This is a genomic window from Cellulomonas chengniuliangii (assembly GCF_024508335.1).
GTDB classification, from domain to species: Bacteria; Actinomycetota; Actinomycetes; order Actinomycetales; family Cellulomonadaceae; genus Cellulomonas_A; species Cellulomonas_A chengniuliangii.
On the sequence record NZ_CP101988.1, the window covers coordinates 1627795 to 1652663 of the forward strand.

Below are 24869 nucleotides of genomic sequence, written 5' to 3' on the forward strand. Positions count from 1 at the left end.
GGCGTGATGGCGAGGTCAGTCGGTGCGCGCCTCCGTGGCCGGGCGTGCCGGCCGGTCGGGTACACGTGCCCGAGAGCAAGCCGTGGGTGGTGTCATGTCTGCCCCCTCACTTCCACCCTGCGTGGCTTCAGGCTACGTCTGACGCCCGCGCACGGCGCGCGCAGGACGAGGGCGGGACGGGCGGTCCTCAGAGCCACTTGCGGTGGCGGAAGAACCCGTACAGGGCGAACGAGCACGTCGCCATGAGCGTGAGCGCCATCGGGTAGCCGAGGGGCCAGTCGAGCTCGGGCATGTTCTCGAAGTTCATGCCGTAGATCCCGCCGACCAGGCTGGGCGCGAAGAGGATCGCCGCCCACGCCGAGATCTTCTTGACCTCGTCGTTCTGGACGAGGCTCGCGCGCGTCATCGCGCGCATCTCCTCGTTCTGGCGCTCGGTCACCACCGTGGCGTTCACCGTCAGGGCGTTCTGCAGCAGCGCCCGGTGGTAGTCCACCCGCTCGACGACCCGCTCGACGTGGTCCTCCACATCGCGCAAGTGGCGGCGCAGGTCCGCGTCCACGCCGTACTTGTCGAACCCGGCTCGCAGCGCCGCGAGGGTGCGCACCAGCGGATGGGTGGCGCGCTGGAAGAGCATCACCTCGCGGTAGAGCTGGTAGACGCGCCGTGAGACGTCCGGGCTACCGGCGAACACGTCGTCCTCGATCTCGTCGATGTCGTTGCGCACCCCCTCGACCACGGGCGCGTACTCGTCGACCACCTGGTCGAGGATCGCGTACAGCACGGCCTCCGGCCCGAGCCGCAGCAGCTCGGGCTCCGACTCCATGCGCTCGCGGACGCTCGCCAGGTCCGGCGACTCGGCGTGCCGCACCGTCACCACGAAGTTCGGGCCTGTGAACACGTGCAGCTCGCCGAACTCGACGCGCTCCTCCTCGTCGACGTACCGGGCGGGGCGGAGCACGGTGAACAGGACGTCCCCGTAGCGCTCCAGCTTGGGCCGCTGGTGGGCCTTGATGGTGTCGTCGACCGCCAGCGGGTGGATGTCGAACTCGCGTGCGATCGAGGCGATCTCCGCCTCGTCGGGCCGGTACAGGCCGATCCACGCCATGCCGCCCTCGGCCGCGAGCAGCTCGTAGGTCTGCTCGAGAGACCCGGGCTCGGCGCGGCGGCGCCCGTCCACGTACACGGCGTTGTCGATCACGGTCATGGTTCTCGCGCCTCGCCTCTCTCGGTGCCGACCGCGGCGTCGCGGCCCACCAGCCCGTGGCGGACGTCGCGGCGGGCTGCTCCATCATGTCGTGCCTGCCCCGCCAGGCCGAACGCGGCGGCCGTGTTGCCGGAGCCTGGGGCTGGTGGCAGCGTGCAGGGCATGGCTGAGGCGAGCGACCTGCTGGTGGACGGTTTCGGTCGAGTGCGGGAGGTCGTCCACGCGGTGCTGCGCGGGGCGTCCGCCGCCGACCTCGTGTGGAGCCCAGAGGCGGGGGCCAACCCGATCGGGTGGCTCGTGTGGCATCTGACGCGCGTGCAGGACGACCACGTGGCCGACGCGTTCGACCTGCCGCAGGTGTGGGTCGAGCACGGGTGGGCCGAGCGGTTCGCGCTCCCTCGCCCGGTCGCCGACACCGGGTACGGGGACCACGCGGCGCAGGTGGCGGCCGTGCGGGTCGCCCCGGACCTGCTTGAGGGCTACCACGCCGCGGTCCACGACCGGACGGTGGCGCTCCTCGCCGAGGTGGGCCCGCCAGACCTCGACCGGGTGGTCGACACGTCGTGGGACCCGCCGGTGACGCTCGGCGTGCGGCTCGTCAGCGTGCTGTCGGACGATCTGCAGCACGCTGGCCAGGCCTCCTACGTGCGCGGCCTGCTGCGCGCCCGGGGCTAGTCGCCCCGGGCGCCGGAACGGTCAGAAGTCGATCTGGGCTGCGGCGGTCGCCGCGTCGACGCTGCCGTTCGCGACGTCGTGCAGGGCGTCCCAGGAGGCGTCCATCAGCGCGAGGTTGGTGACCAGCGCGGCCTCGAGCAGGGAGTCGAAGGCCGCGTCGTCGAGCTGGGCGTCGCCCAGCTCGATCCCGGTGCGGGCCCTGACCTCGCCGTCCTCCAGGTCGATCTCCACGGCGCCGGAGAGCAGGCCGTAGTTGATTCGGGCGAGCAGCTCGACGACGGCCGAGCGGTTCTCGGCGGGCACGTCGTCGGGCAGCACCGAGAACAGGCGCACCCCGGCGGGCTCCTCGTTGACGTGGGCGAGCACCGGCCAGGGCTGCGGCTCGTCGTCGGTGGTGTGCAGCAGCAGCAGGCTCGGGTCCTCGGCGGGCTCGACCACCCACTCCCGGGCCTCGAAGAACCTGGTGACGCGGGCCTGCAGGGCCGTCGTGGGCATGGTCAGCCGCCGATCCCGTGGAGCTGTCGCTCCACGATGTTGTGGATGCTCTGCCGGTGCTTCTGGTAGAGGTCCTTGTCTGCCTGGGTGGCCGTCGAGGGAGTGAGCCGGACGGCTTGGGACACCCTACGGAACTCGGCGAGGTCCCTCGCGTCGACCTTGGCGAAGAAGCCGGCCAGGTTGGTCTCGGCGATGATGTGCAGGATCTTCGAGGCGCGGGCGAACACCTGGTCGTTCGTGCTGCCCAGGCAGCGCACCAGGTCGTCGATGCGGCGGAAGACCTGCCGGGTCACCCGCTTGGACAGCGCGGCCTTCTGCTCGGGGGTCGCGGAGGCCAGCAGGGTGGCGCCCTTGCGGCCTGCGGCGAGGTCCGCCGTCGGGCTCTCGATGGCGGCGCGCACGTTGGCCTGCGAGGAGTCGACCTTGCCGCCGAAGAACTGCTTGGCGCCCCACCAGACCCCGCGGTCGGTCTGGCCGCCGTAGCCGATCTCGTTCTTCACAGTGCGCAGGTGGTGGATCCGCTTGGCCCGCTTGACGCCGGACTTGAGCGCCGAGTAGCCCGCGGCGGTGGCCTTGAGCGCCTTGCCGGTGATCTTCGTGGCGCCGAAGTCGCCGGCTGCGGACACCGTCCCGGCGGCGTCCATCACGTTGCCCGCGGCCTCGACGGCGCTGACGGCCGCCGTCTCGGCCTTGCGCCGCGTGCCGAACGAGGCGAGCTTGCCCAGGCTCCGCGTGTCGGTGTACTCGGCGCTGAAGCCGGCTTGGCTGGCGGCGTACTCCTCCTCCGCCCGCTTGCGGTGCTCGGTGCCGTACCCGAACTCCTTGACGTTCCGCCTCCGGCAGTCGTCGAGGAACGCGAGAACCTCGTCATCAGTCCCGGAGGCGATGAGCGAGGGCGCCCCGAGGCCGTTGCGGTAGGCGAGCGCCTCGGCCTCGAAGCGCGCGATGTCCTCGGGCTTCGTCGACTTCCTGGCCGCCGTGGCCGCCTTCTGCCGGGCCTTGCGCGCCGCCGCGGCCTCACGCGAGTCGCCGAGCACGGCCTCAGCCGCCGTCGTCTCGGCGAGGTGGGCGAGGTACGCGGTCGCGAACTCGCGGAACCTGGCCAGCCGGTGCTTCCTCGGCAGGTGGTGGTCCTGCTCCCGCTTGACCCGGATCTTCTGGTTCTGCAGCCTTCCCGCGGCCGCGCCGTCCTCCAGGGCCTGCTTGCCCTTGGCGATGCCGGTGTAGACGTTCGCGATGTCGCCGAAGACGGGGATGTCCCTGCCGCCGAAGCCCTTGGCGGCTCCCGCCATGGAGTCCATCGTGCCGGTGGTGTCGCCGAGGAGGTCCCAGAGGCCGCCCTCGAGCTCCACGCCCTTGTCGTTCCGGGCGAGCGAGTCACCGCGGGGCTGGCGGGCGGCGTGCAGGTCGCCCGCGGCGCCGAAGACGTCCCTGGCGCCCATCCCCATCTTGATCAGGCCCATCCCGGACCCGTAGAGGCCCGCCGCCGCGTCGCCGCCGTCCATGACGCCGAGCTCGTGCTTCTCCTCCCTCGTCACCGTCGCGTCCTGGATCGCGAGGATCGCGTCGGCGATGTCGGCGAGCTGGTCGAGCGCCGAGGGGTCGTCCGTCGCCGACTCGTGCAGTCCCAACGTGCGGGAGCCGAGGGTCGGCGCGGGAGGCGCAGGAGCCGTCCTGTTGAACAGGTTGCTCAGGAAGTGGCGGCGGATGGTCATGTCGTGGCCGCAGCCCGAGCCGTGCTGGTGCTCGACGGCCACGGGCGCGGCGGTGGTGGCGGCGTCGGCGGCGGCGGGGGAGCGGCGCAGCGCCTGCACCACCCGGGTGGCGTTCCGCTCCGCCTCGACCTCAGCCGGGTCGTCGGCGCGGCCGACGGTCATGGAGGAGCGCTGCACGGCGCCCGCGCCCGGGGCGGACTGCTGCACCACGTGCGTGAGCTCGTGGGCGAGCAGGTGCTGGCCCTCGGCGCTCCGCGGGTTGTAGGCGCCCGCCGTGAAGTACACGTCCGAGCCCAGCGTGAACGCGCGGGCCTGCACGGACCGGCTGAGGGTGTCCGCCTCGGCGTCGGCGTGCACCCGCACGTCCGACAGGTCGCGCTGCAGGTGCTCGCCCATCGAGCGGGCCACGTCGGGCGGCAACGGGGCGCCGTGGCCACGGCGGCGGCGCAGGGTGGCGGCCATGTCGCCGTCGACCTGCCCGCCGCCCAGGGCGTCGGCGCCCGTCGCCGCGCGGCGCAGGCGCTCGTCGTCGGAGTGCACCAGTCCGCGCACCGGGGGCCTGGTCGCTGTGCGGGCCGTCGCGCCCTCGGGCGGCTGCTCGCCCCGCGGCCGTTCAGCACGGGCGGCGGGACGGGTGCGCTCGCTCACGGCAGACTCCTCACAGGGGGGTGCATGGTCCCCGTCACACTACGAGCGAGGCGTCGCCCCACGGGACCTGCCCCGGGGAAATTCCGTAGCGATTGCGCAGGTGGCGGCGCCTGATCGGCTCAGCCGGCAGTGCCAGGCGCCGGGATCTCCGCGAAGCCGCCCGGCGGCATCCGGCGGCCGAGCTTGGCGTACTCCCGGCGCGCGGCCGCTGCCAGGGTCCGCATCCCGATCCGGCCGCCCGCCGCGGCCGCGTCGTAGGCCGCGGCCATCACGATGTTGCGGATGTCCCCGCCGGCCAGCTCGACGCTCTCCGCGAGGAGGTCGTAGTCGACCGGGTCGGCAGCGTCCAACGGCGCGAGGTGGGTGAGGTGCTGCTGCCACAGCCGCCGCCGGGTCGGGACGTCCGGGTCGGGGAAGTGGATGACGAAGTGCAGGCGCCGGGAGAACGCGGCGTCGAGGTTGGCGCGCAGGTTCGTGGCCAGCAGCACGATCCCGTCGAACTGCTCCATGCGCTGCAGCAGGTAGGACACCTCGAGGTTCGCGTACCGGTCGCGCGAGTCGCGCACCTCCGAGCGGCTGCCGAACAACGAGTCGGCCTCGTCGAAGAACAGCACCACGTTGAGGCTCTCGGCCTCGTGGAAGACCCGCTCGAGGTTCTTCTCGGTCTCCCCGACGTACTTGTCCACCACGCTCGACAGGTCCACCGGGTACAGGTCCAGGCCGAGGGCGTCGCTGACGACGTGCGCGGCGAGCGTCTTCCCGGTGCCGGGACCGCCGCTGAACAGGGCCGCGAGCCCCGACCCCTTGCCGCCCTGGCCGTGCACGGGCCCCTGCGCGAGGACCTCGTCGCGGTGCTGCGCCCAGCTGATCAGCTGGGCCACCTGCTGGCGGGCGGTGTCCGGCAGCACCAAGTCGGACAGCGAGGCGCCGCTGCGCCCGGGCAGCCGCCCGCCCGCGCCCCCGCCCAGCCGCCGGGCCGCCTCGCGGACCAGGCCCGGCCCGACCGCCTCGTCGCGCACGGCGCCGAGCATCGACGCGTACCGCACCGTGGCGGCCACGTCGCGGGGCTCCAGGCGAAGCCCCACCACGTCCCGCCACTCGGCCGCGGCCAGGTCGGCTCCCGGGAGCTCGCGGCGCCACACCTGGCCGCGCACGGCGTGCGGCACCCGCGCGGCCTCGACGCACAGGGGCAGGTCGCGCGACCACCCGCGATCCCAGCCGCGGTGCCCGACTCCCACGACGGGTACCGCGGCGTCCTCCAGCGCCGTCACCACCGACAGGTCGGCGGGCTGGTCGGGAGCCGCCACGATCGCGTCGTCGAGGCCGAGGACGACCAGGCCCGCGCGGACCATGCCGGCCTCGCGGGCCGCCGCCGCCACGGCCACCGCGCCACTGGTCTGCGCAGGGCGGCGCCGCAGGTCCACCACCAAGGGCTGGATCCCCAAGGCGCCGAACGCCCCGGCCGCGACCGCCGCGCCCGGAGCCCCCAGCGGGGCTCGCACGTAGACCAGGCGAACGCCGAGCTCGACGGCCCGGGCGACGCTCTGCGCCTCGGGCAGGTCCACCCCGTCCGCGTGCACGGTCAACGTGGCCACCAGCGGGTCCGGGGTGTCGTCGCCCACCAGGCGCCCGACCACGCGGTCCGGGACCTGCAAGGTGCGTGCGAGCCACGGCCCGTCGCCGTGCACCAGGAGCAGGTGGTGGCGCCGCAGCGGGGCGGCGGGGTGCAGCCGGGCCCGGGCCTCGGCGGACGCGCTGCCCAGGCCGCACAGCTCGAGCGCCGTGCCCAGGGAGACGTGGCCGCTGCCCGCGGGGAGCGCCCCGCCGAGCAGGTCGAGCGCGGCGCCCAGGTTCGCGTCCACATCCGGCGCGGCCGCGATCATCAGCAGGCGCACGTCCAGCTCGTCGAGCCCGAAGATCTCCGCGAGAGCGGCGACCCGGTCGGGGTCGTCGTCGGCGGCCCCGTGCGGCTCCGCGGGGTGGTCGGCGCGCAGCACCGCCACGAGCGCTCCCAGGCGGTCCGTCGCATCGCCCGAGGCGTGCGGCGCCTGCGCCCTCCGCTCGGCGGCGCCCGCCACCTGGGTCACGACATGGGCGAGGCGGCGGCGCATGGATCTCCTGGCGGTGACGAGCGCGGGCCCAGCGCCCGGCAGGACGGCACGTTACTGGCGCCGCTGTCCTAGGCCCGGGCCCGCCACGCTCATCGGGTCACCAGGCGGAGCGCGCGTAGTCCTTCAAGAAGCACCCGTACAGGTCCTCGCCCGCCTCGCCCCGCACGATCGGGTCGTACACCCGGGCGGCGCCGTCCACCAGGTCCAACGGGGCGTGGAAGCCCTCCTCGGCGAGGCGCACCTTGGTCGGGTGCGGCCGCTCATCGGTGATCCAGCCCGTGTCGACGGCCGTCATGAGGATCCCGTCCTGGGCCATCTCCTCGGCGCTGGTGCGCGTGAGCATGTTCAGCGCGGCCTTCGACATGTTCGTGTGCGGGTGCCCCGGCCCCTTGTACCCCCGGGCGAAGACGCCCTCCATCGCCGAGACGTTCACCACGTACGTGCGGCGGGCGGGCGAGGCCTTCATCGCCGGGCGCAGCCGGCTGATGAGGATGAACGGCGCCGTCTGGTTGCACAGCTGCACCTCGAGGAGCTCCATCGCGTCCACCTGGTCGACCGTCGCCACCCAGCTGTTCGACTCGGCCGTGTCGGGCACCAGGCCCCCCGCGTCGATGGACGTGCCCGCGACGAGCCGCTCCAGGGACGCCGCCTCGGCGGTCAGCGCCATCGTCGCCACGTCCGAGCGGGACGCGAGCTCGAAGACCGGGCTCGTCAGCTCCGTGACCGCCCCCGCCAGCGCGCGCGGGTGCGCGTCGCTGGTGTGGCCCAGCGTGCGGATCTCCGGCATGGGGCCCGCCGGCAGCGGGGCCAGCTCGGCGTCGGCCAGAGGCGAGTACGCGCCAGGGGAGCGGCGCACGGTCTGCGCCGCGTTGTTGATGAGGATGTCCAGCGGGCCTTCCGCGGCCACCGAGTCCGCCAGCGCCACGACCTGCGCCGGGTCGCGCAGGTCGATGCCGACGATCGACAGCCGGTGCAGCCACTCGGCGCTGTCCTCCATCGCCGCGAACCGGCGGGCGGCGTCCTTGGGGAAGCGCGTGGTGATGGTGAGGTGAGCCCCGTCGCGCAGCAGCCGCAGGGCGATGTACATGCCGATCTTCGCCCGCCCGCCGGTCAGCAGCGCCCGGCGCCCCGTCAGATCGGCGCGGGCGTCACGCTTCGCGTGGTTCAGCCGCGCGCACGAGGGGCACAGCTGGTGGTAGAAAGCGTCGACGGTGGTGTACGGCTCCTTGCAGATGTAGCAGGGACGCGGGCGCAGCAGGGTGCCGGCGATCGCGCCCTGCGCGTTCGAGGTGATCGGCAGCCCCCGCGTCTCGTCGTCGATGCGCCCCGGGCTCCCCGTCGCGGTGGCCGCCACCACGGCGCGGTCCGCCTCGCTGATCGCCGCCCGCTTCTCCGTGCGGCGCTGCTTCTTCGCCGCCTTGAACAGGCCCGCCGTCGCACGTCGCGCCACCGCCAGATGGGGGTGGTCCGAGGGCAAGTCGCCGATCTGGTCGATCACCCGCAAGAACACCTCGAGGTCCGCGGGGTCCACGCCCTCGGCGGCCTCCGCCGCGCGCACGTCAGAGGAGTCCGTCGCCGTCATGTTGCTGTGCCGTCCTACGTCCTGGGGCCGGTGTGCCGGCCACCCGAGATGAGCCGCGCCCACTGTACGGGCCGCGCCTGGAGTTCCTTGACCCGGCCGCAGGGCCGACCTACGTTCGAAGGAGGCCGACCGGGCGACGGTCGTGCGGTCCGCCGCTGGAGGAGCCATGCTCTCCGACTACTCGCCCTGCCCCACCCTGGCAGTCGCGGACCTGGAGCGGGCCCGCGCGTTCTACGAGGGGACGCTCGGGTTCGCGCCGCTCGAGGAGGCGTCCCCCGACGGGGTGTTCTACTCCGCGGGAGGGGACCGCTTCCTGGTGTACCCGTCCGCCTTCGCCGGCACCAACCAGTCGACCGCCATGTCGTTCCAGGTCGACGGCGCCGACTTCGACGAGGAGATCACGAACCTGCGCCAGCACGGGATCGTCTTCGAGACGTTCGAGGCGCAGGACATCGTCTGGTCCGACGGGATCGGCGCCATCGGCGACCTCCGCTCGGTGTGGTTCTCCGACCCGGACGGCAACATCCTCAACGTGGAGTCCACCCTCTGAGGCTCCGGCGGGCGCCGGACGGGGCGCCTCGCGCAGACTGTCCGGGTGCGCGCACGCCCGGTGACCCCTGACGCCCTGGTGCGGCACGTCGTCGGGGAGATCGGGGACCGCCCCTCCGGGCGGCTGCGGGTCGCGATCGACGGGCACCCGGGCGCCGACCCGCGCGCGCTCGCGGACGCGCTCGTGGACCCGCTCCGCGCGGCCGGGCGCCCCGTGGTCCGCGTCCACGCCCAGGACTTCCTGCGGCCGGCGTCCATCCGGCTGCAGCACGGCCGGCACGACCCCGACGCGTTCTTCGACCAGGTCGACGTCGGGGCGCTCACCCGCGAGGTCCTCGACCCGCTGGGCGCCGAGGGCGACGGGCGTTACCTGCCGACGCTGTGGGACCCCGCCCTCGACCGCGCCACCCGCGCCCCGTACGAGCAGGCGCCTCCGAGAGCCGTGCTGCTGCTCGACGGCGCCCTCCTGCTCGGGCGCTGGCTCGAGCTCGACCTCACGGTGCACCTCGCCCTGAAGCCCTCGACCCGCGAGCGCCGCACGGCCCGCGAGGAGAGATGGGCGCTGCCCGCCTACGACCGCTACGACCAGGAGGCGCTCCCCGAGGAGTCGGCGGACATCGTCGTGCGGCTCGACGACCCCCGGCGACCGGCCCTCGTCGTCGAGCGGTGAGCGCCCTCGCGAGCGCCCGGGCCAGGCCCCCCGCACGCGCGGAGGGCCACCAGGTGAGACGGTTCGAGAGTGGGAAAGGCGACCAGCAGCGCCGGGCTGCTCCTGTACCGAGTGCGCGGGACGCACGTCGAAGTCCTCCTCGGCCACATGGGCGGGCCCTACTGGCAAGCCAAGGACGCCGGCGCCTGGACCATCCCCAAAGGCGAGCACACCCCCGACGAGGACCCGCACACCGCAGCGCTGAGGGAGTTCACCGAGGAGATCGGGCAGCGGCCACCACCCGGCCCCGACATCGACCTGGGCACGGTGCGCCAACGCGGCGGGAAGACGGTCGCCGCCTGGGCGCGACGCGCTGACCTGGACGTCAGCACGATCACCAGCAACACCTTCGAGATCGAGTGGCCACCGCGATCCGGTCGCCGCCAGCAGTTCCCCGAGCTCGACCGGGCCGCCTGGCTCAGCCTCGACGAGGCGGCGCTCGCGGTCGTCTCCGGGCAGGCGGAGCTGATCGACAGGCTGCGGACGGCGGTCGCCGGGCCCGTGCCCTGAGCGCGCCACGACCGGCGGCCGGGCGGCCCTGACGCCGCGCGGCGCGCCATGGCCCGTGGCCGTCCGCACGGACGTCCGTCCTGCATGTCGACCTTGTCTCCCGTTGACGCGGGCCTGCATCGTGACAGGCGTCCGACAGCACGCAGAGCCGCGTCGTCAACCACGGAGGTGCCACCATGGCCAGCACCCGATTCGCCCGCCCCGCCACCGAGGCGCCGGGCGCCGCCGAGACCATCCAGTCAGACCTCCTCAGCACAGCGCCCGGCCGCCGTGCCCTCGCCGCGCTGCGCATCGCCGTGGGCTTCGTGTTCCTCTGGGCGTTCCTCGACAAGACCTTCGGGCTCCGGCACAGCACGGGCGCCCCGCGCGAGGACGGCTCCGTGGCGAGCTCGTGGATCGACGGCGGCGCCCCCAGCCAGGGGTATCTCCAGAACGGCGCCGTCGGCCCGGCGAAGGACCTCTTCGCGTCGATGGCGGGCCCGCTCACGGACTGGCTGTTCATGCTGGGCATGCTGGGGGTCGGCCTCGCCGTCGTCCTGGGCATCGGCCTGCGGGTCTCCGCCGTGGCGGGCTCCCTGCTGATGATGTCGCTGTGGCTCACCCAGTGGCCTCTGCGAGACGGATCGATGAACCCCGTGGTCGACCAGCACCTCGTCTACACACTCGTCCTGATCGTGTGCGCGCTGCTCCTCGCCGGAGACACGTGGGGGCTCGGGCGGCGCTGGGCCAGCCTGCCGCTCGTGCGCCGGGCGCCGGTGCTGCGCTGACCCTTGGCGCGCTCCGTCAGGAGGGGTCGGGCGCGCCGATGTCGAGCTCCTGCGAGCCCGGGTCGCCCTCGTCGAGGGCTGATCGGTCCTCGGGGGCGACGGGCAGGCACGGGCCGGCGACCCGCAGCGCGATCGACGGCACGTCGTCGTAGGCGTGCACCGTCACCGCGACGTCCTCCCACGTCCCCCGGGCGGTGCTGCGGGTGCTCTGCGCGGTGACATCGGGGGACCACCCGGTGAGGTCGGTGACGGCCTCGACGACCTGGTCGAACACACCGGTCGAAGGCCCGTCGGCGTCGAGCTGCGCGGTCGCCTCGTACTGCCACTCCACTCCGTCGTCGCTGCACGTCGCCCACCGCCCGCTCGCGTGCACGGGGGACAGTCCCGTCCCTTCCACGGCACGAGCGATCTGCTGCAGCCGCGACCGTGCGTCCTCACGCGTCACCTGCATCGTCTCGAAGTCCATGCCCGCCCCCTCGGCGTCGTTCTGCGGGTTCGCGCACCCGCCGGCCGTCGCAGCCAGCAGAGCGAGCGTGAGTGCGGCGCGGACCGCGTTCTCGCGGCGGCTCACGGGGCCTCACACCCCCAGGCGGCGTCCACGGCGCCCGTGCGCCGCACCGCCAGCACATGATCGCCGACCACAGCGGGCACAGTGCATGAGATGTCCAGCAGGCGTTCCGGCCCGCCCTCGACGAGTTCGATGCCCTGGTCATCGAGCTCGGCGGTGAGTCGCCGCCCGGTTGCGCCGAGGGCACGCTCGGTCACGTGCCAGCCTCGCGCGATGAGGGTGCTCCCCGCGGCTGGCAAGGCGCTGCCGAGGCCCGCAGGGCGCACTACTCGGCCCGCGGCACGCGCGCGGACCGTGCCCGGGACTCCAGGCTCCCACCCGTGGCGCACGGTGGACGGCGGCTCCGTCCCCGCGGCCACGACGGGCCACATCACGTGCAGCAGTCGGCCAGCCGCCTGCCGGACCCCGGCGGCTCGCATCGCCGCGGTCGCCGGATCGATGTCGGGGACAGCGACCGGGACGGCCGCCGCCGCAGGCGGAAGAAGCACGACGGGAATGTCGGGCTGCAGGCGGTGGAACTCGTCGAAGAAGGGCTCCGTCGTCATCGGTGGCTCCGCTCGGTCGGGGCTCGGTCTTCCTCGGGCTCGTCGGACGTGCGCCACCACGGGTCAGTCCGGTGGTCGGCGCGGACCACGTCTGCGTCCAGGCCCGTGACGATGCTCGCCATGTTCGCGAGCGCCTCGCTGTCCGGCTGGTAGTAGCGGGTGTGGTCGGCGATGTTGACCCCCTCGTCGCGGTCGGTGAGCTCGGCCTGGAACCGCTGGGCCCCGAAGTCGTCCTCGGCGGGGTCGTTGCCGAGCCCCACGCCACCGAGCCAGTTCTCGGAGTTGAACCAGCCATTCGAGCCGAGGTATGTCACGTAGTCGGTGCTCGCGCTCCCGACCCAGACGTGCTCGGCGCCCACGCCCAACTGCGCCGCCTCGTTTACCCCGCTGCCCGCGCCAGGCGAGCCGATCAGCACGATGTCGTCGACGTCGAGTCCGACGTCGGTGGCCGCGTGGGCTGTGGTCGTGCTGCCGTAGCTGTGACCCACGACCGTCAGGTGCGGGCGGTCGTCGCCACGGCTGGCGAGGAATCCCGCGACGTCGCGGGCGAGCATCGCGCCGCCATCACGCGCCGAGCCCTCAAGAGCCACCCGACCCGAGTCCCAGTCCGAGGGGGCGTCGTAGCCGACCCAGGCGAGGCTCGCCATCGTGGATCCTGGCGCGGCCCAGCGCGCCTCACGGTAGAGGTTCACCGCGTTGTCGACGTTGCCCCCGAGGCTCCCGGACACGGTGGTGGTCAAGCCGGGGACGTTGATCGCCACGTTGTCCGCCGTGGACATGTCTCCGACGCAGACGAGCGCCCGCCCGTCCCCGGAGAACGCGTAGGGCTCGTAGTCGTAGAGCTGCGCGACCAAGGGCGTCCTGGTCCACGGGTCATCGGTGAGGGCGATCTCCTCGAGCTGATCTCGCACCGCACGGGCGTTGGCCAGAGCGGCGCGCCCTGCTCTGTCGAGAACGCCAGCGCGCTCGCGGGCCTCGAGGTCGGCGAGGTCGCGGTCGAGCAGGGTGCGGTTGGCGGTGTCGCGGGCATCCGCCGGGACGCCGTCGAGCGTCCCGATCACCTCGGGGTACGCGGTCAGCAGCGCAGCCCGCTCGTCGGCCGTCAACGACTCCCACCAGGCGGCCGCCTCGTCGGGGACGAGGCCCGACAACGTGGCGCCGGTGCGTCCGCCCGACTTCTCGAGGGCGCTCGCGAGCGGGTCGCCGGCCGCTGCGGCCATGCGCTGCCGTGCCTGGGACGCGCCTGCGGACAGCGCTCGCAGCGCCACCGCCAGGTCGTCTTCCGCGGCGAGGGAGTCTCGGCGCAGCGTCGCGCTCTCGTGGGCCACGCCGTCGACCTCGCCGCGGAGCCGCAGCGCGGACTGCAGCAGCTCGAGCGCGACGTCCGGGCGGGGCGCGGGCAGGGAGGCTCGCGCCCGCCGCCAGAAGGCGTCGATCTGTCGAGTGAGGTGGGCGGCGGCGTCCGTGAGGCGATCGGCACGGGACAGCAGTACCTCCAGCGTCGCCGCGTAGGAGTCTGCGGCGGTGGCCGCGGCCCGCAGCGCGTCGGCGGCGTCCTCGAACGCTCCGCCGACCGGCCGCACATGCGCGACGAAGCTCGTCGCCGCGGGTCCTGACCAGCCGCGCCCTCTGCCCACCGCGGCGGTGGACGTCGTCACCCAGGAGCCTCTCTCGTCGAGAGCCGCCGCGCTCCGTCGGAGCTGATGAGCCCAGGACCTGGCAGCCCATGGGCTGCCGTCGGGCTGGTAGGTGGCCGCCGGGCGTGCAGGCAGAGACAGGATCATCGTGGCGTCCGCGTGAGGCATGTGGCCGCCGCCCGGGCGTCGACGGCCAGGTAGGCGGCTGACGTCGACACGAGCTCGTGCTGGACAGTGGTCGCGTGGTCGGCCAGCTGGCCGAGCGCTCCCGACCACGCGTTCGTGAACGCCGCGACAGCCGGTCCCACGTGCTCGCACCAGCCTGCGTCACGTTCGACGAGCGCCCGCGCCGTCCCGCGGACCTCGACCGCCGTTTGCCGCCAGCCGGCGGCGAGGGCCTCGAGGCGAGCGTGGTCGACGATGACCTCCCCGTCCACTGGACCTCCCCGCATGCTCTCTCCGGTGAGCCTGCTGGTCAGCGGCCTGGGCGGGAGGCTACAGCAGGCCGCCGCGCAGCGGGCCGGCCGGGGAGGGCTGGTTCTCTAGCGGTCGCGTTGTGCCACCCTGCTCCCATGAGCGGACGTGTCGCCGAGAGAGACGTGGCGGTGCCCGTCAACGCCCAGCGATGGACGGATCTGGCCTTCGCGCACTGGCGGTACGACCAGCGCACGCTGCAGCGGCTCGTCCCGCCAGGGCTCGAGGTGCAGGTGCTGGACGGATCGGCCTGGCTCGGGCTCGTCCCGTTCCGGATGGGCGGGGTGCGGACGCCGCCGCTGCCGCCGGTGCCGGGCTGGTCGGACTTCCCCGAGCTGAACCTGCGCACCTACGTCCGCGGGCGCGACGGCCGGGAGGGCGTGTGGTTCTTCTCGCTCGCGTGCCCGCGCCGGGCGTTCGTCGCCGCGATGCGCGGCGTCGGCCTCCCGTACCAGTTCGCGCGGGCAGAGGTCACGTCCATGAGGCCCGGTCCAGGGTCCGTGCGGGGCACGCGCTACCGCTTCGCCGGGCCGGGCTCCCGTTCGCGCCCCGCGTGGCGGCTCGACGCGCAGGTCGTGGTGGGGGAGCCGCTGAGCGAGGCCGCACGCACGCCGCTGGTCGACGCGCTCACGGCCCGTTGGGCCGCGTACAGCCGCGTCGCCGGGGCGCTATGGCGCATCCCGATCAGCCACGAGCCGTGGCCGCTGCGCGAGGCGGCGATCACCGGGGACCTGGCCGGCCCGATCACCGCGGTCGGGCTTCCCGCTCCCGACGAGGGCCCCCTGGCGCACTACTCGCCAGGCGTGGCCAGCCGTATCGGCCTGCCGACCTCAGCCGGTTGACCTGGCCTGTCCCGGCGTCCGGCTCTGTCAGCCGAGCCCTGCGTCGTGGACGAACCGTGCGATCTGCACCCGGTTCGTCGCATGGAGCTTGCTGAAATGGCTGCCCCCTGGCGATCGGTCTGTGGCGCATCGGACGCCGCGAAGTCGGCTGACCGCTCAGCACGGCAGGGGCCGTCCCGGACGGGGACGGCCCCTGCCGTGCTGTCGGGGTGGGGGACGGCGGGCTCCGCCGGTCCCAGACCCGCGAACGGGCGGTCGTGTCAGCTGGTGCGCGTTCGCCGGGCGCCGCGGCGACGGCGCGTGCCGGTCCGGAGCAGCAGCGCACCCGTGAGCACCAGGAGCAACGCGCCCGTGGCCGCAGCGACGGGGTCCGCTCCCGTCTGGGCGAGCCGGTCGGCCCGAGGCGCCTCAACGGCGCCGCCGCGGCCGGGAGCGGCGTGCGCGGTGTCGTAGCGCAGGACGCTCATGGCCCCGCTGTCGACGCCCACCAGGACGATGTAGTGCTCCCCGGCGTCGAGCGCCACCCCGGTCAGCGTCACCCGACCCGCCGCCACGGCGAATGTGCCGAGGTACGTGGGGTCGGAGTAGACGAACGCGGTGACCGCCGAGTCGCCGGCGGTCCACGGCAGGGTCAGGGTCACGGTTCCCGGGAGCTGGGATCGGTCGAGTCCCGGGACGGCGCCGAACAGGTCCGTGGCGCCGGGGAAGCGCTCGGCGAGTTCCCGGTGGTCGACGCCGGCCTGGACGCGGACGTCCCAGACGGACAGCCGGGCGGGTTCGCTCGGGGTGTGGGCGCCGTCGGTCCAGGTGACCACTGCGCGGTACCAGGAGTCGCCGCCGACGGTGACGGGGACCGAGAGGGCGAGCCCGTCGGAGCCCGGCACGTCGCGCCATGAGGCGGTCGCGCCCGGCTTCGCGGTCGAGGACGTGACCTGCCACCGGACCGACGCCACGGTGCTCGGATCGGCGACCTCGACCGCGAACGTCGCCGTCGCCCCGGGGACGACGGCGAGCCGGTCCGACGGCTGAACGGTGACGGCCTGCACCGGTGGCGTGCGGGCCACGGTGACTGCCAGCACCGCTTCGGTGCGGTTGCCCGCCTGGTCGACCGCGGCGACCCGGACGGTGCGCGGCCCGGCTCCGGCGGCGGCCGGGTCGCGCAGCACCAGGCGGCCTCCCTGCACGGCGAACCGGCCGTTGTCCGTGTCACCCGCGCCGGCGACCAGGATGAACGCGAGCTGCCCAGTCGCGTCCGTAGCCGTCAGCACCCCGACATCGGCGTCCGGGCCGGCGTCGGCGCGGACAGGGGTCGGGTCCAGCGTGGGAGGGGTCGGCGCCGTCAGGTCGATCAGGAGCACCCCGCCTGACACCCAGTCTGGGCTGGTGTTGCCCGCGGCGTCGGTCTGCCGGATCCGCACCGCGCCCGCGGCGTGCGCGCCCTCGGGAAGCACCAGTTGGTCTGCCGTCCCGCCGGACCAGGTCGCCCCGCCGTCGGCGGACCACTCCCAGGCGCCGCCCTGCTCGAGGCCTGACACCTGAACCCGGCCGTCGGATGTCACGCCGTCGGTGGCGCTAGCGCCCGTGTCGCGGACCAGCGCCGCGACGGGCGGGGCGGGGCGGACGCCGTCGACGAGGATGCCGGCCGTCGAGCCCACCGCGTTCAGTGCTGTCACCAGATCGGCCCCGACGGCGGTGCGCAGCGTGCCGCCGTTCGTGGTCAGAGCCCTGACCGAGATCCCGCCCGCGTCCTGCCAGCCGGCCTGAACGGTCACCGCGAAGGTCAGCGTCGTGCCCCCGCTCCCGGACGTGTAGTCCGCGCGTGCGGTGGTGGCGCCGACGACCAGTGCCAGCGACGGCGTGCCCCCGGTGGTGTCGACCTGCACGGCCTCCTGCGTGTTGACCTGGAACTCCAGCACGGCGCCGATCCCGTACAGCCCGTCCGCGGGCACGGAGACCGAGTTCACCGCCGGGAAGGGGGCGCCGATCACCAGTGTCTGCCCGGCGGACGGGGAGACGTTCCCGGCGGCGTCGGTGGCCATGACGACGACCGGGTTCGAGCCGGGGGTGTTCAGCGCGAGCGTGCCCGCCTTGGGGTGCGCGACGGCGAGGTCCACCGTCCACGCGCGGTCGCCCGACGCCGAGGTGGCGTACGTCGCCCCGCCCACGATGAGGGTGATGGTGGCGCCGCTCTCGGCGGTCCCGGTGATCGTGGGCCGGGAGCTGGTGGTGGTGGCGGCGGAGGTGAGCACCGGCGCGGCGGGAACCATCGCGTCGACCGTGTACAGCTCACCGCTGGTGAAGCCGTCCTGGATCGGCCCACCGATCGCCTCACCCCCATCGGTTTTCACGATCCCGGTCCCGCCCTCAACGAGATCGAGGCGCAGCATGCCGTGACCCGTGAGCCTGTTGACGGTGACGTCCCAGGTGTTCCCTGCACCGCTCACGCTGGCGATGTAGCCGCTGACGCTGCCGATGGCGTACAGCCTGAAGTCCCCGGCGTCCACCCCTGTGACCGCGGCGTCGAACGTCACGACGTAAGTCAGCTCCGCGTTAGCCCCGACGATGTCGGGGGCGCCGGCGACGCGCGAGATGCTCATGACGACGGGCGGGCCGGCCGCCACCGCCGGGACGCTCCCGACCAGCGGGATCAGCATGCCGATCACGAGCGCCAGGACCAGGCGGAGCCGGGCCCGCCCAGCGGGCTGGACAGCGGTGCGCTGAGCGCGTGCGGGGCGTACGGGAGCAGGAAACGACATGACCACGACCTTCGCGAGACCGACGGGACGGGGCGGGAGCCTCCGGGGTCGGCCCACGAACGGACCGTGAGGCCCATGGTGGCACGCGTGACCGGGCCCTCCGCATATTTCCCGGCCTCCGCCGACGGGTGAAGTTGTCGGCGTTCCCGCAGTTCAGGGTGGATTTCGCACGATCAGGGGGGGCTTCCTCCCTGCGTCGCGGGGAGGGTGGAGGCCGTGGGGAATGAACTGCCCGCTTCATGGACATGACAAGAGCCCCAGGTCGATGACCTGGGGCTCTGTTGGTGGGCGATACTGGGATCGAACCAGTGACCTCTTCCGTGTCAGGGAAGCGCGCTACCGCTGCGCCAATCGCCCAGATGTGCTGCGAGGTGGAGATGGGATTCGAACCCACGTGGACGGCTTTGCAGGCCGCTGCCTAGCCACTCGGCCACTCCACCATGAGAGCCGGTCCCGTCCGGCGCGCAAGCGCCCCGGACCAAGATCCATCTCCGAGCGGACGACGGGATTCGAACCCGCGACCCTCACCTTGGCAAGGTGATGCTCTACCACTGAGCCACGTCCGCACGACGGTCCCGACGGCTCTCACCGGCGTTTCCCGTGCGTGAGAACAATAGCCGACTCTGAGGGTGGTGGTGTCACCCGGCTCGCCGTTGCCGCCCTGGCCGGCTGCCACCATGCTGGCTGTCACGGTCGGATCCGGCGCGAGCCGGTGGCGCTGGGGAGGCGCTCATGGCACGACGACGTGTGGCGATCGCGGCCGGGCTCGTTGGCGTGGCGCTGCTCATGGCGGCCTGCGCGCCGGGCCCCAACTACGCCGCGGAGGCCGGCGGGGCGGACCCGGCCGGCTTCTGGCTAGGGCTGTGGCAGGGCCTGATCAGCCCGATCGTGTTCGTGGTGTCCCTGTTCACCGACACCGTGAACATCTACGAGGTCGACAACAACGGGAACTGGTACAACTTCGGCTTCCTGCTCGGCGTGTCGTTCGCTTTCGGGGGAGCCGCCGGATCCGGGGGCGCGGGGCGACGTCGGCGTCGGAGGGCGTGAGACCGGGCTCGCAGCGGGCGGGCAGGAATACCGCGGGCTTCGCCGCCCTTGGGTGGACATGAGCTCACCTGTCTCCGTCCACGTGTGGTCCGACATCGCCTGCCCCTGGTGCTTCGTCGGAAAGCGCCGGTTCGAGCGCGCCGTCGCCGATTTCGAGGGCGAGGTCGTCGTCGAGTACCACTCGTTCGAGCTCGCCCCGGACACCCCGGTGGACTTCGAGGGCGACGAGGTCGAGTTCCTGGCGGGGCACAAGGGCATGCCGGTCGAACAGGTCCGGCAGATGCTCGACCAGATGACCGGGCTCGCCGCGGCCGAAGGGCTGGCGTTCGACTTCGGATCGGTGCGCCACACCAAGACCCTGTTGGCCCACCAGGCCTTGCACCACGCCAAGGAGCAGGGCAAGCAGCTGGACCTCGTGGAGAGGTTGTTCAGCGCGTACTTCGAGCAGGGGCGGCACGTCGGGCGCGCCGAGGAGCTCGCCGCGCTGGCCGCGGAGGTCGGCATCGACCCTGTGGACCTGCTCGAGGCCCTCGCCGACGGCCGTCACAGCACGGCGGTGGAGGCGGACATCGCTGCAGCCCGGCAGTTGGGGATCCGCGGCGTGCCGTTCTACGTGATCGACGACCGCTACGGGATCTCGGGAGCGCAGTCGCCAGACGTGTTCCGTTCCGCGCTTGAGCGGGCCGTGGAGGACAGGGCGGCGGCTGGCGGCCAGCCGGAGCAGCCCGAGTCGCCCGTGGCGGGCGCACGGTGAGCGCCCGGCAGGACGGCCAGCCCGCGGGGGCGACGGGGAACGCCCGCGCGGCACGCGAGCCCGCCCCGCGTGGCGCCGTGCCCGCGCTGGCCAGCCTCGCGGCGCTGTCGTTCGAGCCGTGGGGCGATGAGGGTGCGGGCGCGTGCGCCGACGGGGTCTGCGACGTGCCGGACGCGGGAGCCGGCGACCGCTGAGCGGCTCCCGCGTCGGCGCTGGCTAGCCCTCGGCGCGTCGGACGGCCGCACGCGCCTCGAGGATGCTCACGTCGCGCACCGCGCCCTTGTCGGCGGACAGCGCCATCGCGGCGTAGGCGCGCAGGGCAGGGGAGACCACCCGGTCGCGTGACCGCGGCTGGTAGCCGCCGTCCGCCTCAAGACGGGCGCGCCGGGCGGCGAGCACGTCCTCGGGCACGTCGAGGCGGATGGACCGCCGGGGGATGTCGATGACGACGGTGTCGCCGTCCTCGACGAGGGCGATCGTCCCGCCCGCGGCGGCCTCGGGGGAGACGTGGCCGATCGAGAGGCCTGACGTCCCGCCGGAGAACCGGCCGTCGGTGACCAGCGCGCACGCCTTGCCCAGGCCGAGGCCCTTCAGGTACGAGGTCGGGTAGAGCATCTCCTGCATGCCCGGCCCGCCGCGCGGCCCCTCGTAGCGGATGACCACCACGTCGCCGGCCTTGACCCGCTTGGAGAGGATCGCCTCGACCGCGTCGTCCTGGGACTCGACCACGAGCGCGGGGCCGGAGAACGTCCAGATGGACTCGTCGACGCCCGCCGTCTTGACGATGCAGCCGTCCTCGGAGAGGTTCCCGCGGAGCACCGCCAAGCCCCCGTCCACGGAGTACGCGTGCGCGACGTCGCGGATGCAGCCGTTGGCCGCGTCGACGTCGAGCTCATCCCAGCGCGAGGACTGAGAGAACGCCTTGGCGGACCGCTGGCGGCCCGGCCCGGCGTGGAACAGCTCGACGGCCTCCTCTGAGGCGCTGCCGCCGCGCACGTCCCACTCCTTGAGCCAGGACTCGAGCGAGGGGGAGTGCACCGAGTGGACGCCCTCGTGCAGCAGGCCGCCGCGGCGCAGCTCGCCCAGGATCGCGGGGATGCCGCCGGCCCGGTGCACGTCCTCCATGAGGTAGATGCCGTTCGGCGCCACCTTGGACAGGCAGGGCACCTGGCGCGAGCGCGCCTCGATGTCCTCGAGGGTGTAGTCGAGCTCGGCCTCGTGGGCGGCGGCGAGCAGGTGCAGCACCGTGTTCGTCGAGCCGCCCATGGCGATGTCGAGCGCCATGGCGTTGTCGAAGGCGTCGTGCGTGGCGATCGCACGTGGGAGGACGCTCTCGTCGTCCTGCTCGTAGTACCGGCGCGCGATCTCCACCACGGTGCGCCCGGCGTCCTGGTACAGGGCGCGGCGTGCGGTGTGGGTGGCGAGGGTCGAGCCGTTGCCGGGCAAGCCCAGGCCGAGGGCCTCGATCAGGCAGTTCATCGAGTTCGCGGTGAACATCCCCGAGCACGAGCCGCACGTGGGGCACGCGGCCTCCTCGATGCGGTCGATGTCCGCGTCGGAGACTTTGTCGTCCACCGCCTCGGCGATGGCCGTGACCAGGTTCAGGCCGGTGCGCGTCGACCCGTCCGTCAGCGTCGCCGAGCCGCCCTCCATCGGGCCGCCGGAGACGAACACCGTCGGGATGTTGAGCCGCAGGGCGGCCATGAGCATGCCCGGCGTGATCTTGTCGCAGTTCGAGATACACACCAGCGCGTCGGCCCGGTGCGCCTCGACCATGTACTCGACCGAGTCGGCGATCAGGTCGCGGGACGGCAGGGAGTAGAGCATCCCCGCGTGGCCCATGGCGATGCCGTCGTCGACGGCGATGGTGTTGAACTCGCGCGCCACGGCGCCCGCCTCATGGATCGCCTCGGAGACGATGCGGCCGACGGGCTGCAGGTGCGTGTGGCCGGGCACGAACTCGGTGAAGCTGTTCGCGACGGCGATGATCGGCTTGCCGATGTCCTCCCGGGCCACGCCGGCGGCGCGCAGCAGCGCGCGGGCTCCGGCCATGTTCCGGCCGTGGGTGACGGTTCTCGATCGCAACTGTGGCATGTGCACATCTCATCACTCCGACATGGGTGCTGGCGTCACCGACCGGGCGCTGGACACCCGCGTCGGTGGTGGCCGGGACACGGCGACGCGCCCAGGGCGGTCAGACGGCGCCGGTCCCGCGCAGCCGGAGCAGGTCGCCATGAGCCGACGCAGCCTCCGGCCCGAGCGCGACCAGGTAGCGGCGGCCGTCCGACGTCGCGACCTCCACCACCTCGTCGTCACCCGTGCTGATGAGCACACCCTGCTTCCGGTGGCTGCTCTTGACTCCCCAGCCGCCGAAGTCCTCGAAGGGCCGCACCGTCCGCAGCTCGACCGACTCCACGTCCTCCCAGCGGATCGTGCGGCGCCAGAACGGCGCCAGTGCGACGGCCACACGCCTCTCGTCGGCGTAGAGGGCTGCCCCGGTGGCGAACACGATGACCATGAGCAGGACGACCGCGACCCCCACGGCGACCCACTCGGCAGTGGACGACGCCGTCGCGGCGATCACGACGGCCACGATCGCCGGGCCGACGCCGATCATGAGCCGAAGCCCGAGGTGGAACGGGCGGAAGGCGATACGGCGCAATGGGAGGCTCCCGTCGGGTCAGAACGGCATGTCGGTCGTGATCTGCTCCGGGGCGGGCGCCGTCACGGGGGAGCCCGCGCCGAGGTTCGTGACGATGATCGTGGTGACCGAGCCGTTGAGCTCGTGGACCGTCTTCCGGGGGACGTCATCGCCGTCGACCCAGTACGTGAACGTCACGGTGGGCGGCAGGGCGTCCATGCCCTCCTCGAGCATGTCGCTGGCGGCCTCGGCGGAGAACTTGGCCGTGTCCAGCACCACCTCGTAGGCCTGCACCTCGACGCCGTCGAGCACCTCGGGGGAGCCGACCGGCGTGACGCTCACCACCGCCTGCTCGGTCCCCTCGAAGCCCGACTCCATGACGGCGTCGTCGAGCCCGCCGAACGCCGATGCCAGCTCGTTCGATGGGTCGTCGGGGTCGAGCTGGAGGAAGAGGTCGCCGGTCAGCATGGCCATCTTGAGGAACAACGCGCCGTCCACGAAGCGCAGCTCGAGCGCGCCGAGCTCCGAGTCTGAGATGACCATCGCGATGTTCTGCTTGCCGCCGGCGAGGTCGGCGGACCCGGTGATCTCCATCGGTGTGGCGCCCGTGACGGACAGGGCGACGTCGTAGCTCGTGAGCGCGGCCTCAGCCGCGGTCAGGCGCGCGATGACGTTCTCCGGAGTCAGCGGCTCGACGGTCGGCGTCGGCGTCGGCGTCGGGGTGGGGGTCTCCGCCTGTGTCCGGCTGGGCTTAGGTGACTCACTGGCGGCCGGCGACCCGCCGCCACAGGCGGCCAGGCTCCCGGCGAGGAGGAGGGCGAGGGGCAGCGCGAGGAGACGGTCAGCAGGCACGGTGGACACACCTTCACGACGCCGCTGCTGCAGGCGGGGGTCCCGGTCGGGCGGAGCGGCACGTCGCGCGACGCGCACAGTGTGCTCGCCTGTGGCGCCCGCTTTGGCCGATGTGATGCGCGTTCACCCGATCGGCTGAGATCGGGCGTGGTGGCGGGGCATCTATTCCGGAACCAGAACAGGCTGCCCCGGCGAGTGCCGGAACAGCCTGTGACCTGCGTGATGCTGGTGGGCGATACTGGGATCGAACCAGTGACCTCTTCCGTGTCAGGGAAGCGCGCTACCGCTGCGCCAATCGCCCAGATGGTGGTGCTGCGAGGTGGAGATGGGATTCGAACCCACGTATACGGCTTTGCAGGCCGCTGCCTCGCCACTCGGCCACTCCACCCTGAGATCGTGAGTCCTCAGCGGTGCACTGGTGCGCCGATCAAGGATCCATCTCCGAGCGGACGACGGGATTCGAACCCGCGACCCTCACCTTGGCAAGGTGATGCTCTACCACTGAGCCACGTCCGCACGACACTTCCGCCGGGCTCTCACCGGCGTTCCGTGTGCGTCCCAGACTCTAACTGACGAGTTCGGCGTGCGTCCAACCGGCCCCCGCAGACGCGCGCCCGCCGTGATGGGTACGGTGGCGCCGTGCCCCTGACCAGCCACTCCACGCCGCCCGAGCGCGACGGGGCCTTGTCGGGCGAGGCGTGGTTCGCCGGCGTCCGCGCGCGGGGGGTAGTCGAGTCCATCGACGTCCTCGCGACCCCCGAGCGGCTGCGTGCTCCCGGCTTCTGGGCGGTCGTCGGGGACTTCGACGGCCCGGTGCGCGCCTGGCGGTTCGCCGACGTCGACCGTTCGTCGCCCGCTGCCGCCGACACCGGGACCGAGGCGTGGGACGGCCCGCCCGCGGGCGCGTGGACCTCCTCGATGAGTCGGCGGGAGTACCGGGACGCTGTGGAGCAGACGCGTGCGGCGATCAAGCAGGGGAGGGTCTACCAGGCGAATATCTGCCGAGTGCTCTCTGCCCCGCTCGCGGGGCGCGACGGCGCGGAGCCCGACGCCCGGGCGTTGTCGGCGGTGCTCGCCCGCGGCAACCCGGCGCCGTACGCGGGCGGCGTCCACGTGCCGCACGGCGCGGGGCAGCGCCCCGTCTGGGTCGTCACGGCGTCGCCCGAGCTGTTCCTGCGCGTCGACGGGGGAGCGGTCGCCTCCGCGCCCATCAAGGGGACGGCCGAGCACCCCGACGCCTTGCAGGCCAAGGACCGCGCGGAGAACGTCATGATCACCGACCTGGTGCGCAACGACCTGCAGCGCGTGTGTGAGCCCGGCACCGTGGAGGTCGTCGACTTGTTGGCCGTCGAGGCGCATCCGGGCCTGGTGCACCTGGTCTCAACCGTGCAGGGGGCCCTCCGGCCGGAAGTGGCCGCCTCGCCACGGCTGTGGGCCCATCTGCTGGGGGCCGCCTACCCGCCCGCCTCTGTCTCCGGCGCCCCGAAGAGCTCGGCGCTGCAGGTCATCGCCGAGCTCGAGCGCGCCCGCCGTGGGCCCTACTGCGGCGTCGTCGGGTGGGTCGACGTGGCTGAGGACGGCGCGGCACGCGCCGAGCTGGCGGTGGGCATCCGCACGTTCTGGTGGTCGCCGGACGGTGCGCGTGGCGGGGAGTTGCGGTTCGGGACGGGCGCCGGCATCACGTGGGGCAGCGACCCGCAGGCCGAGTGGGACGAGACCGAGCTCAAGGCGCGCCGGCTGGTCGCCCTCGCGTCGTCGCCCCGCTGAGGCACGCCGCGGACCCGATCC

Annotated in this window: 23 protein-coding genes and 6 tRNA genes; 10 read left to right on the plus strand and 19 right to left on the minus strand. The window is 73.3% G+C overall.

Annotated elements, in window-relative coordinates; genetic code table 11:
* Nucleotides 1-187: 187 nt before the first annotated feature.
* Nucleotides 188-1204, minus strand: coding sequence for a magnesium and cobalt transport protein CorA (locus tag NP064_RS07515; RefSeq protein WP_227569008.1), 1017 nt, complete (start codon nt 1202-1204; stop codon nt 188-190).
* Between the two features lie 162 nt (nt 1205-1366).
* On the opposite strand from NP064_RS07515, the gene NP064_RS07520 reads away from it, so the two are divergent.
* Nucleotides 1367-1879, plus strand: coding sequence for a mycothiol transferase (locus NP064_RS07520; RefSeq protein WP_227569009.1), 513 nt, complete (start codon nt 1367-1369; stop codon nt 1877-1879).
* A gap of 21 nt (nt 1880-1900) precedes the next feature.
* On the opposite strand, the gene NP064_RS07525 is transcribed toward NP064_RS07520, so the two are convergent.
* The 4 genes from NP064_RS07525 to NP064_RS07540 all read right to left on the minus strand — a co-directional run bounded on the left by NP064_RS07525 (nt 1901) and on the right by NP064_RS07540 (nt 8430).
* The gene (locus NP064_RS07525; protein WP_227569010.1) at nt 1901-2374 is read right to left on the minus strand and encodes a YbjN domain-containing protein; all 474 of its coding nucleotides are present in this window, start codon (nt 2372-2374) and stop codon (nt 1901-1903) included.
* 2 nt (nt 2375-2376) lie between these two features.
* Entirely contained in the window at nt 2377-4737 is a 2361-nt protein-coding gene (locus tag NP064_RS07530; RefSeq protein WP_227569011.1) for an eCIS core domain-containing protein, read from the minus strand.
* 119 nt (nt 4738-4856) lie between these two features.
* Nucleotides 4857-6848: an ATP-binding protein gene (locus NP064_RS07535; RefSeq protein WP_227569012.1), complete on the minus strand. Its 1992-nt coding sequence runs from the start codon at nt 6846-6848 to the stop codon at nt 4857-4859.
* 97 nt (nt 6849-6945) lie between these two features.
* On the minus strand, nt 6946-8430 hold the full coding sequence (locus tag NP064_RS07540) for an SDR family oxidoreductase (RefSeq protein ID WP_227569013.1): 1485 nt from the start codon (nt 8428-8430) through the stop codon (nt 6946-6948).
* Between the two features lie 166 nt (nt 8431-8596).
* On the opposite strand from NP064_RS07540, the gene NP064_RS07545 reads away from it, so the two are divergent.
* The 4 genes from NP064_RS07545 (at nt 8597) to NP064_RS07560 (ending at nt 10965) form a co-directional block, all read left to right on the plus strand.
* Nucleotides 8597-8980, plus strand: a complete 384-nt coding sequence (locus NP064_RS07545) for a VOC family protein (RefSeq protein ID WP_227569014.1) — start codon at nt 8597-8599, stop codon at nt 8978-8980.
* A gap of 45 nt (nt 8981-9025) precedes the next feature.
* A complete protein-coding gene (locus NP064_RS07550; RefSeq protein ID WP_227569015.1) occupies nt 9026-9649 on the plus strand; it encodes a nucleoside/nucleotide kinase family protein in 624 nt (207 codons plus the stop codon).
* A 69-nt stretch (nt 9650-9718) separates the two neighbouring features.
* The gene (locus NP064_RS07555; protein ID WP_227569016.1) at nt 9719-10198 is read left to right on the plus strand and encodes an NUDIX hydrolase; all 480 of its coding nucleotides are present in this window, start codon (nt 9719-9721) and stop codon (nt 10196-10198) included.
* 176 nt (nt 10199-10374) lie between these two features.
* Entirely contained in the window at nt 10375-10965 is a 591-nt protein-coding gene (locus NP064_RS07560) for a DoxX family protein (RefSeq protein ID WP_227569017.1), read from the plus strand.
* 16 nt (nt 10966-10981) lie between these two features.
* Here NP064_RS07560 and NP064_RS07565 read toward each other — a convergent pair whose 3' ends face one another.
* From NP064_RS07565 to NP064_RS07580, 4 genes are all read right to left on the minus strand, one after another.
* On the minus strand, nt 10982-11536 hold the full coding sequence (locus tag NP064_RS07565) for a hypothetical protein (protein ID WP_227569018.1): 555 nt from the start codon (nt 11534-11536) through the stop codon (nt 10982-10984).
* A complete protein-coding gene (locus NP064_RS07570) occupies nt 11533-12078 on the minus strand; it encodes a hypothetical protein (protein WP_227569019.1) in 546 nt (181 codons plus the stop codon). Before NP064_RS07570 ends, NP064_RS07565 begins: the two co-directional genes overlap by 4 nt.
* Nucleotides 12075-13736, minus strand: a complete 1662-nt coding sequence (locus tag NP064_RS07575) for an alpha/beta hydrolase (protein WP_227569020.1) — start codon at nt 13734-13736, stop codon at nt 12075-12077. The genes NP064_RS07570 and NP064_RS07575 overlap by 4 nt, the downstream gene beginning before the upstream one ends.
* A 122-nt stretch (nt 13737-13858) precedes the next feature.
* Nucleotides 13859-14167, minus strand: a complete 309-nt coding sequence (locus NP064_RS07580) for a type VII secretion target (protein ID WP_227569021.1) — start codon at nt 14165-14167, stop codon at nt 13859-13861.
* A gap of 120 nt (nt 14168-14287) precedes the next feature.
* Here NP064_RS07580 and NP064_RS07585 point away from each other — a divergent pair, with 120 nt between their 5' ends.
* On the plus strand, nt 14288-15031 hold the full coding sequence (locus tag NP064_RS07585; protein WP_227569022.1) for a YqjF family protein: 744 nt from the start codon (nt 14288-14290) through the stop codon (nt 15029-15031).
* Nucleotides 15032-15291: 260 nt separating this feature from the next.
* Here the strand turns inward: NP064_RS07585 and NP064_RS07590 are convergent, their stop codons facing one another.
* From NP064_RS07590 to NP064_RS07605, 4 genes are all read right to left on the minus strand, one after another.
* Complete coding sequence (locus NP064_RS07590; protein WP_227569023.1) at nt 15292-17787, minus strand: Ig-like domain-containing protein; 2496 nt, start codon at nt 17785-17787, stop codon at nt 15292-15294.
* 282 nt (nt 17788-18069) lie between these two features.
* A tRNA-Val gene (locus NP064_RS07595) sits at nt 18070-18144 on the minus strand.
* A gap of 12 nt (nt 18145-18156) precedes the next feature.
* A tRNA-Cys gene (locus tag NP064_RS07600) sits at nt 18157-18227 on the minus strand.
* 54 nt (nt 18228-18281) lie between these two features.
* Nucleotides 18282-18353 (minus strand) — tRNA-Gly (locus NP064_RS07605).
* Between the two features lie 166 nt (nt 18354-18519).
* On the opposite strand from NP064_RS07605, the gene NP064_RS07610 reads away from it, so the two are divergent.
* The 3 genes from NP064_RS07610 to NP064_RS07620 are packed head-to-tail and all read left to right on the plus strand — an operon-like array spanning nt 18520 to nt 19782.
* Entirely contained in the window at nt 18520-18834 is a 315-nt protein-coding gene (locus NP064_RS07610) for a hypothetical protein (protein WP_227569024.1), read from the plus strand.
* Between the two features lie 58 nt (nt 18835-18892).
* Nucleotides 18893-19588 (plus strand): DsbA family oxidoreductase, encoded by a 696-nt coding sequence (locus NP064_RS07615; RefSeq protein WP_227569025.1) that lies wholly within the window; start codon nt 18893-18895, stop codon nt 19586-19588.
* The gene (locus NP064_RS07620; protein ID WP_227569026.1) at nt 19585-19782 is read left to right on the plus strand and encodes a hypothetical protein; all 198 of its coding nucleotides are present in this window, start codon (nt 19585-19587) and stop codon (nt 19780-19782) included. Before NP064_RS07615 ends, NP064_RS07620 begins: the two co-directional genes overlap by 4 nt.
* 22 nt (nt 19783-19804) lie before the next feature.
* Here NP064_RS07620 and ilvD read toward each other — a convergent pair whose 3' ends face one another.
* From ilvD to NP064_RS07650, 6 genes are all read right to left on the minus strand, one after another.
* Entirely contained in the window at nt 19805-21682 is a 1878-nt protein-coding gene (gene ilvD / locus NP064_RS07625; RefSeq protein WP_227569027.1) for a dihydroxy-acid dehydratase, read from the minus strand.
* Between the two features lie 100 nt (nt 21683-21782).
* Nucleotides 21783-22250: a hypothetical protein gene (locus NP064_RS07630; protein WP_227569028.1), complete on the minus strand. Its 468-nt coding sequence runs from the start codon at nt 22248-22250 to the stop codon at nt 21783-21785.
* Between the two features lie 18 nt (nt 22251-22268).
* Nucleotides 22269-23081 carry a hypothetical protein gene (locus NP064_RS07635; RefSeq protein ID WP_227569029.1) on the minus strand — a complete coding sequence of 271 codons (813 nt, stop codon included), beginning with the start codon at nt 23079-23081 and terminating at the stop codon, nt 22269-22271.
* Nucleotides 23082-23307: 226 nt separating this feature from the next.
* Nucleotides 23308-23382 (minus strand) — tRNA-Val (locus tag NP064_RS07640).
* 16 nt (nt 23383-23398) lie between these two features.
* Nucleotides 23399-23469 (minus strand) — tRNA-Cys (locus NP064_RS07645).
* A gap of 56 nt (nt 23470-23525) precedes the next feature.
* Nucleotides 23526-23597 (minus strand) — tRNA-Gly (locus tag NP064_RS07650).
* A 123-nt stretch (nt 23598-23720) separates the two neighbouring features.
* Here NP064_RS07650 and NP064_RS07655 point away from each other — a divergent pair.
* Nucleotides 23721-24848, plus strand: coding sequence for a chorismate-binding protein (locus NP064_RS07655; RefSeq protein WP_227569030.1), 1128 nt, complete (start codon nt 23721-23723; stop codon nt 24846-24848).
* Nucleotides 24849-24869: the final 21 nt, after the last annotated feature.

Coding starts and splice junctions, on each gene's coding strand:
- NP064_RS07610 (WP_227569024.1), top strand. CDS start 18,520: ATGGCACGACGACGTGTGGCGATCGCGGCCGGGCTCGTTGGCGTGGCG.
- NP064_RS07560 (WP_227569017.1), top strand. CDS start 10,375: ATGGCCAGCACCCGATTCGCCCGCCCCGCCACCGAGGCGCCGGGCGCC.
- NP064_RS07580 (WP_227569021.1), bottom strand. CDS start 14,167: ATGCGGGGAGGTCCAGTGGACGGGGAGGTCATCGTCGACCACGCTCGC.
- NP064_RS07570 (WP_227569019.1), bottom strand. CDS start 12,078: ATGACGACGGAGCCCTTCTTCGACGAGTTCCACCGCCTGCAGCCCGAC.
- NP064_RS07525 (WP_227569010.1), bottom strand. CDS start 2,374: ATGCCCACGACGGCCCTGCAGGCCCGCGTCACCAGGTTCTTCGAGGCC.
- NP064_RS07515 (WP_227569008.1), bottom strand. CDS start 1,204: ATGACCGTGATCGACAACGCCGTGTACGTGGACGGGCGCCGCCGCGCC.
- ilvD (WP_227569027.1), bottom strand. CDS start 21,682: ATGCCACAGTTGCGATCGAGAACCGTCACCCACGGCCGGAACATGGCC.
- NP064_RS07540 (WP_227569013.1), bottom strand. CDS start 8,430: ATGACGGCGACGGACTCCTCTGACGTGCGCGCGGCGGAGGCCGCCGAG.
- NP064_RS07520 (WP_227569009.1), top strand. CDS start 1,367: ATGGCTGAGGCGAGCGACCTGCTGGTGGACGGTTTCGGTCGAGTGCGG.
- NP064_RS07585 (WP_227569022.1), top strand. CDS start 14,288: ATGAGCGGACGTGTCGCCGAGAGAGACGTGGCGGTGCCCGTCAACGCC.
- NP064_RS07590 (WP_227569023.1), bottom strand. CDS start 17,787: ATGTCGTTTCCTGCTCCCGTACGCCCCGCACGCGCTCAGCGCACCGCT.
- NP064_RS07545 (WP_227569014.1), top strand. CDS start 8,597: ATGCTCTCCGACTACTCGCCCTGCCCCACCCTGGCAGTCGCGGACCTG.
- NP064_RS07535 (WP_227569012.1), bottom strand. CDS start 6,848: ATGCGCCGCCGCCTCGCCCATGTCGTGACCCAGGTGGCGGGCGCCGCC.
- NP064_RS07615 (WP_227569025.1), top strand. CDS start 18,893: ATGAGCTCACCTGTCTCCGTCCACGTGTGGTCCGACATCGCCTGCCCC.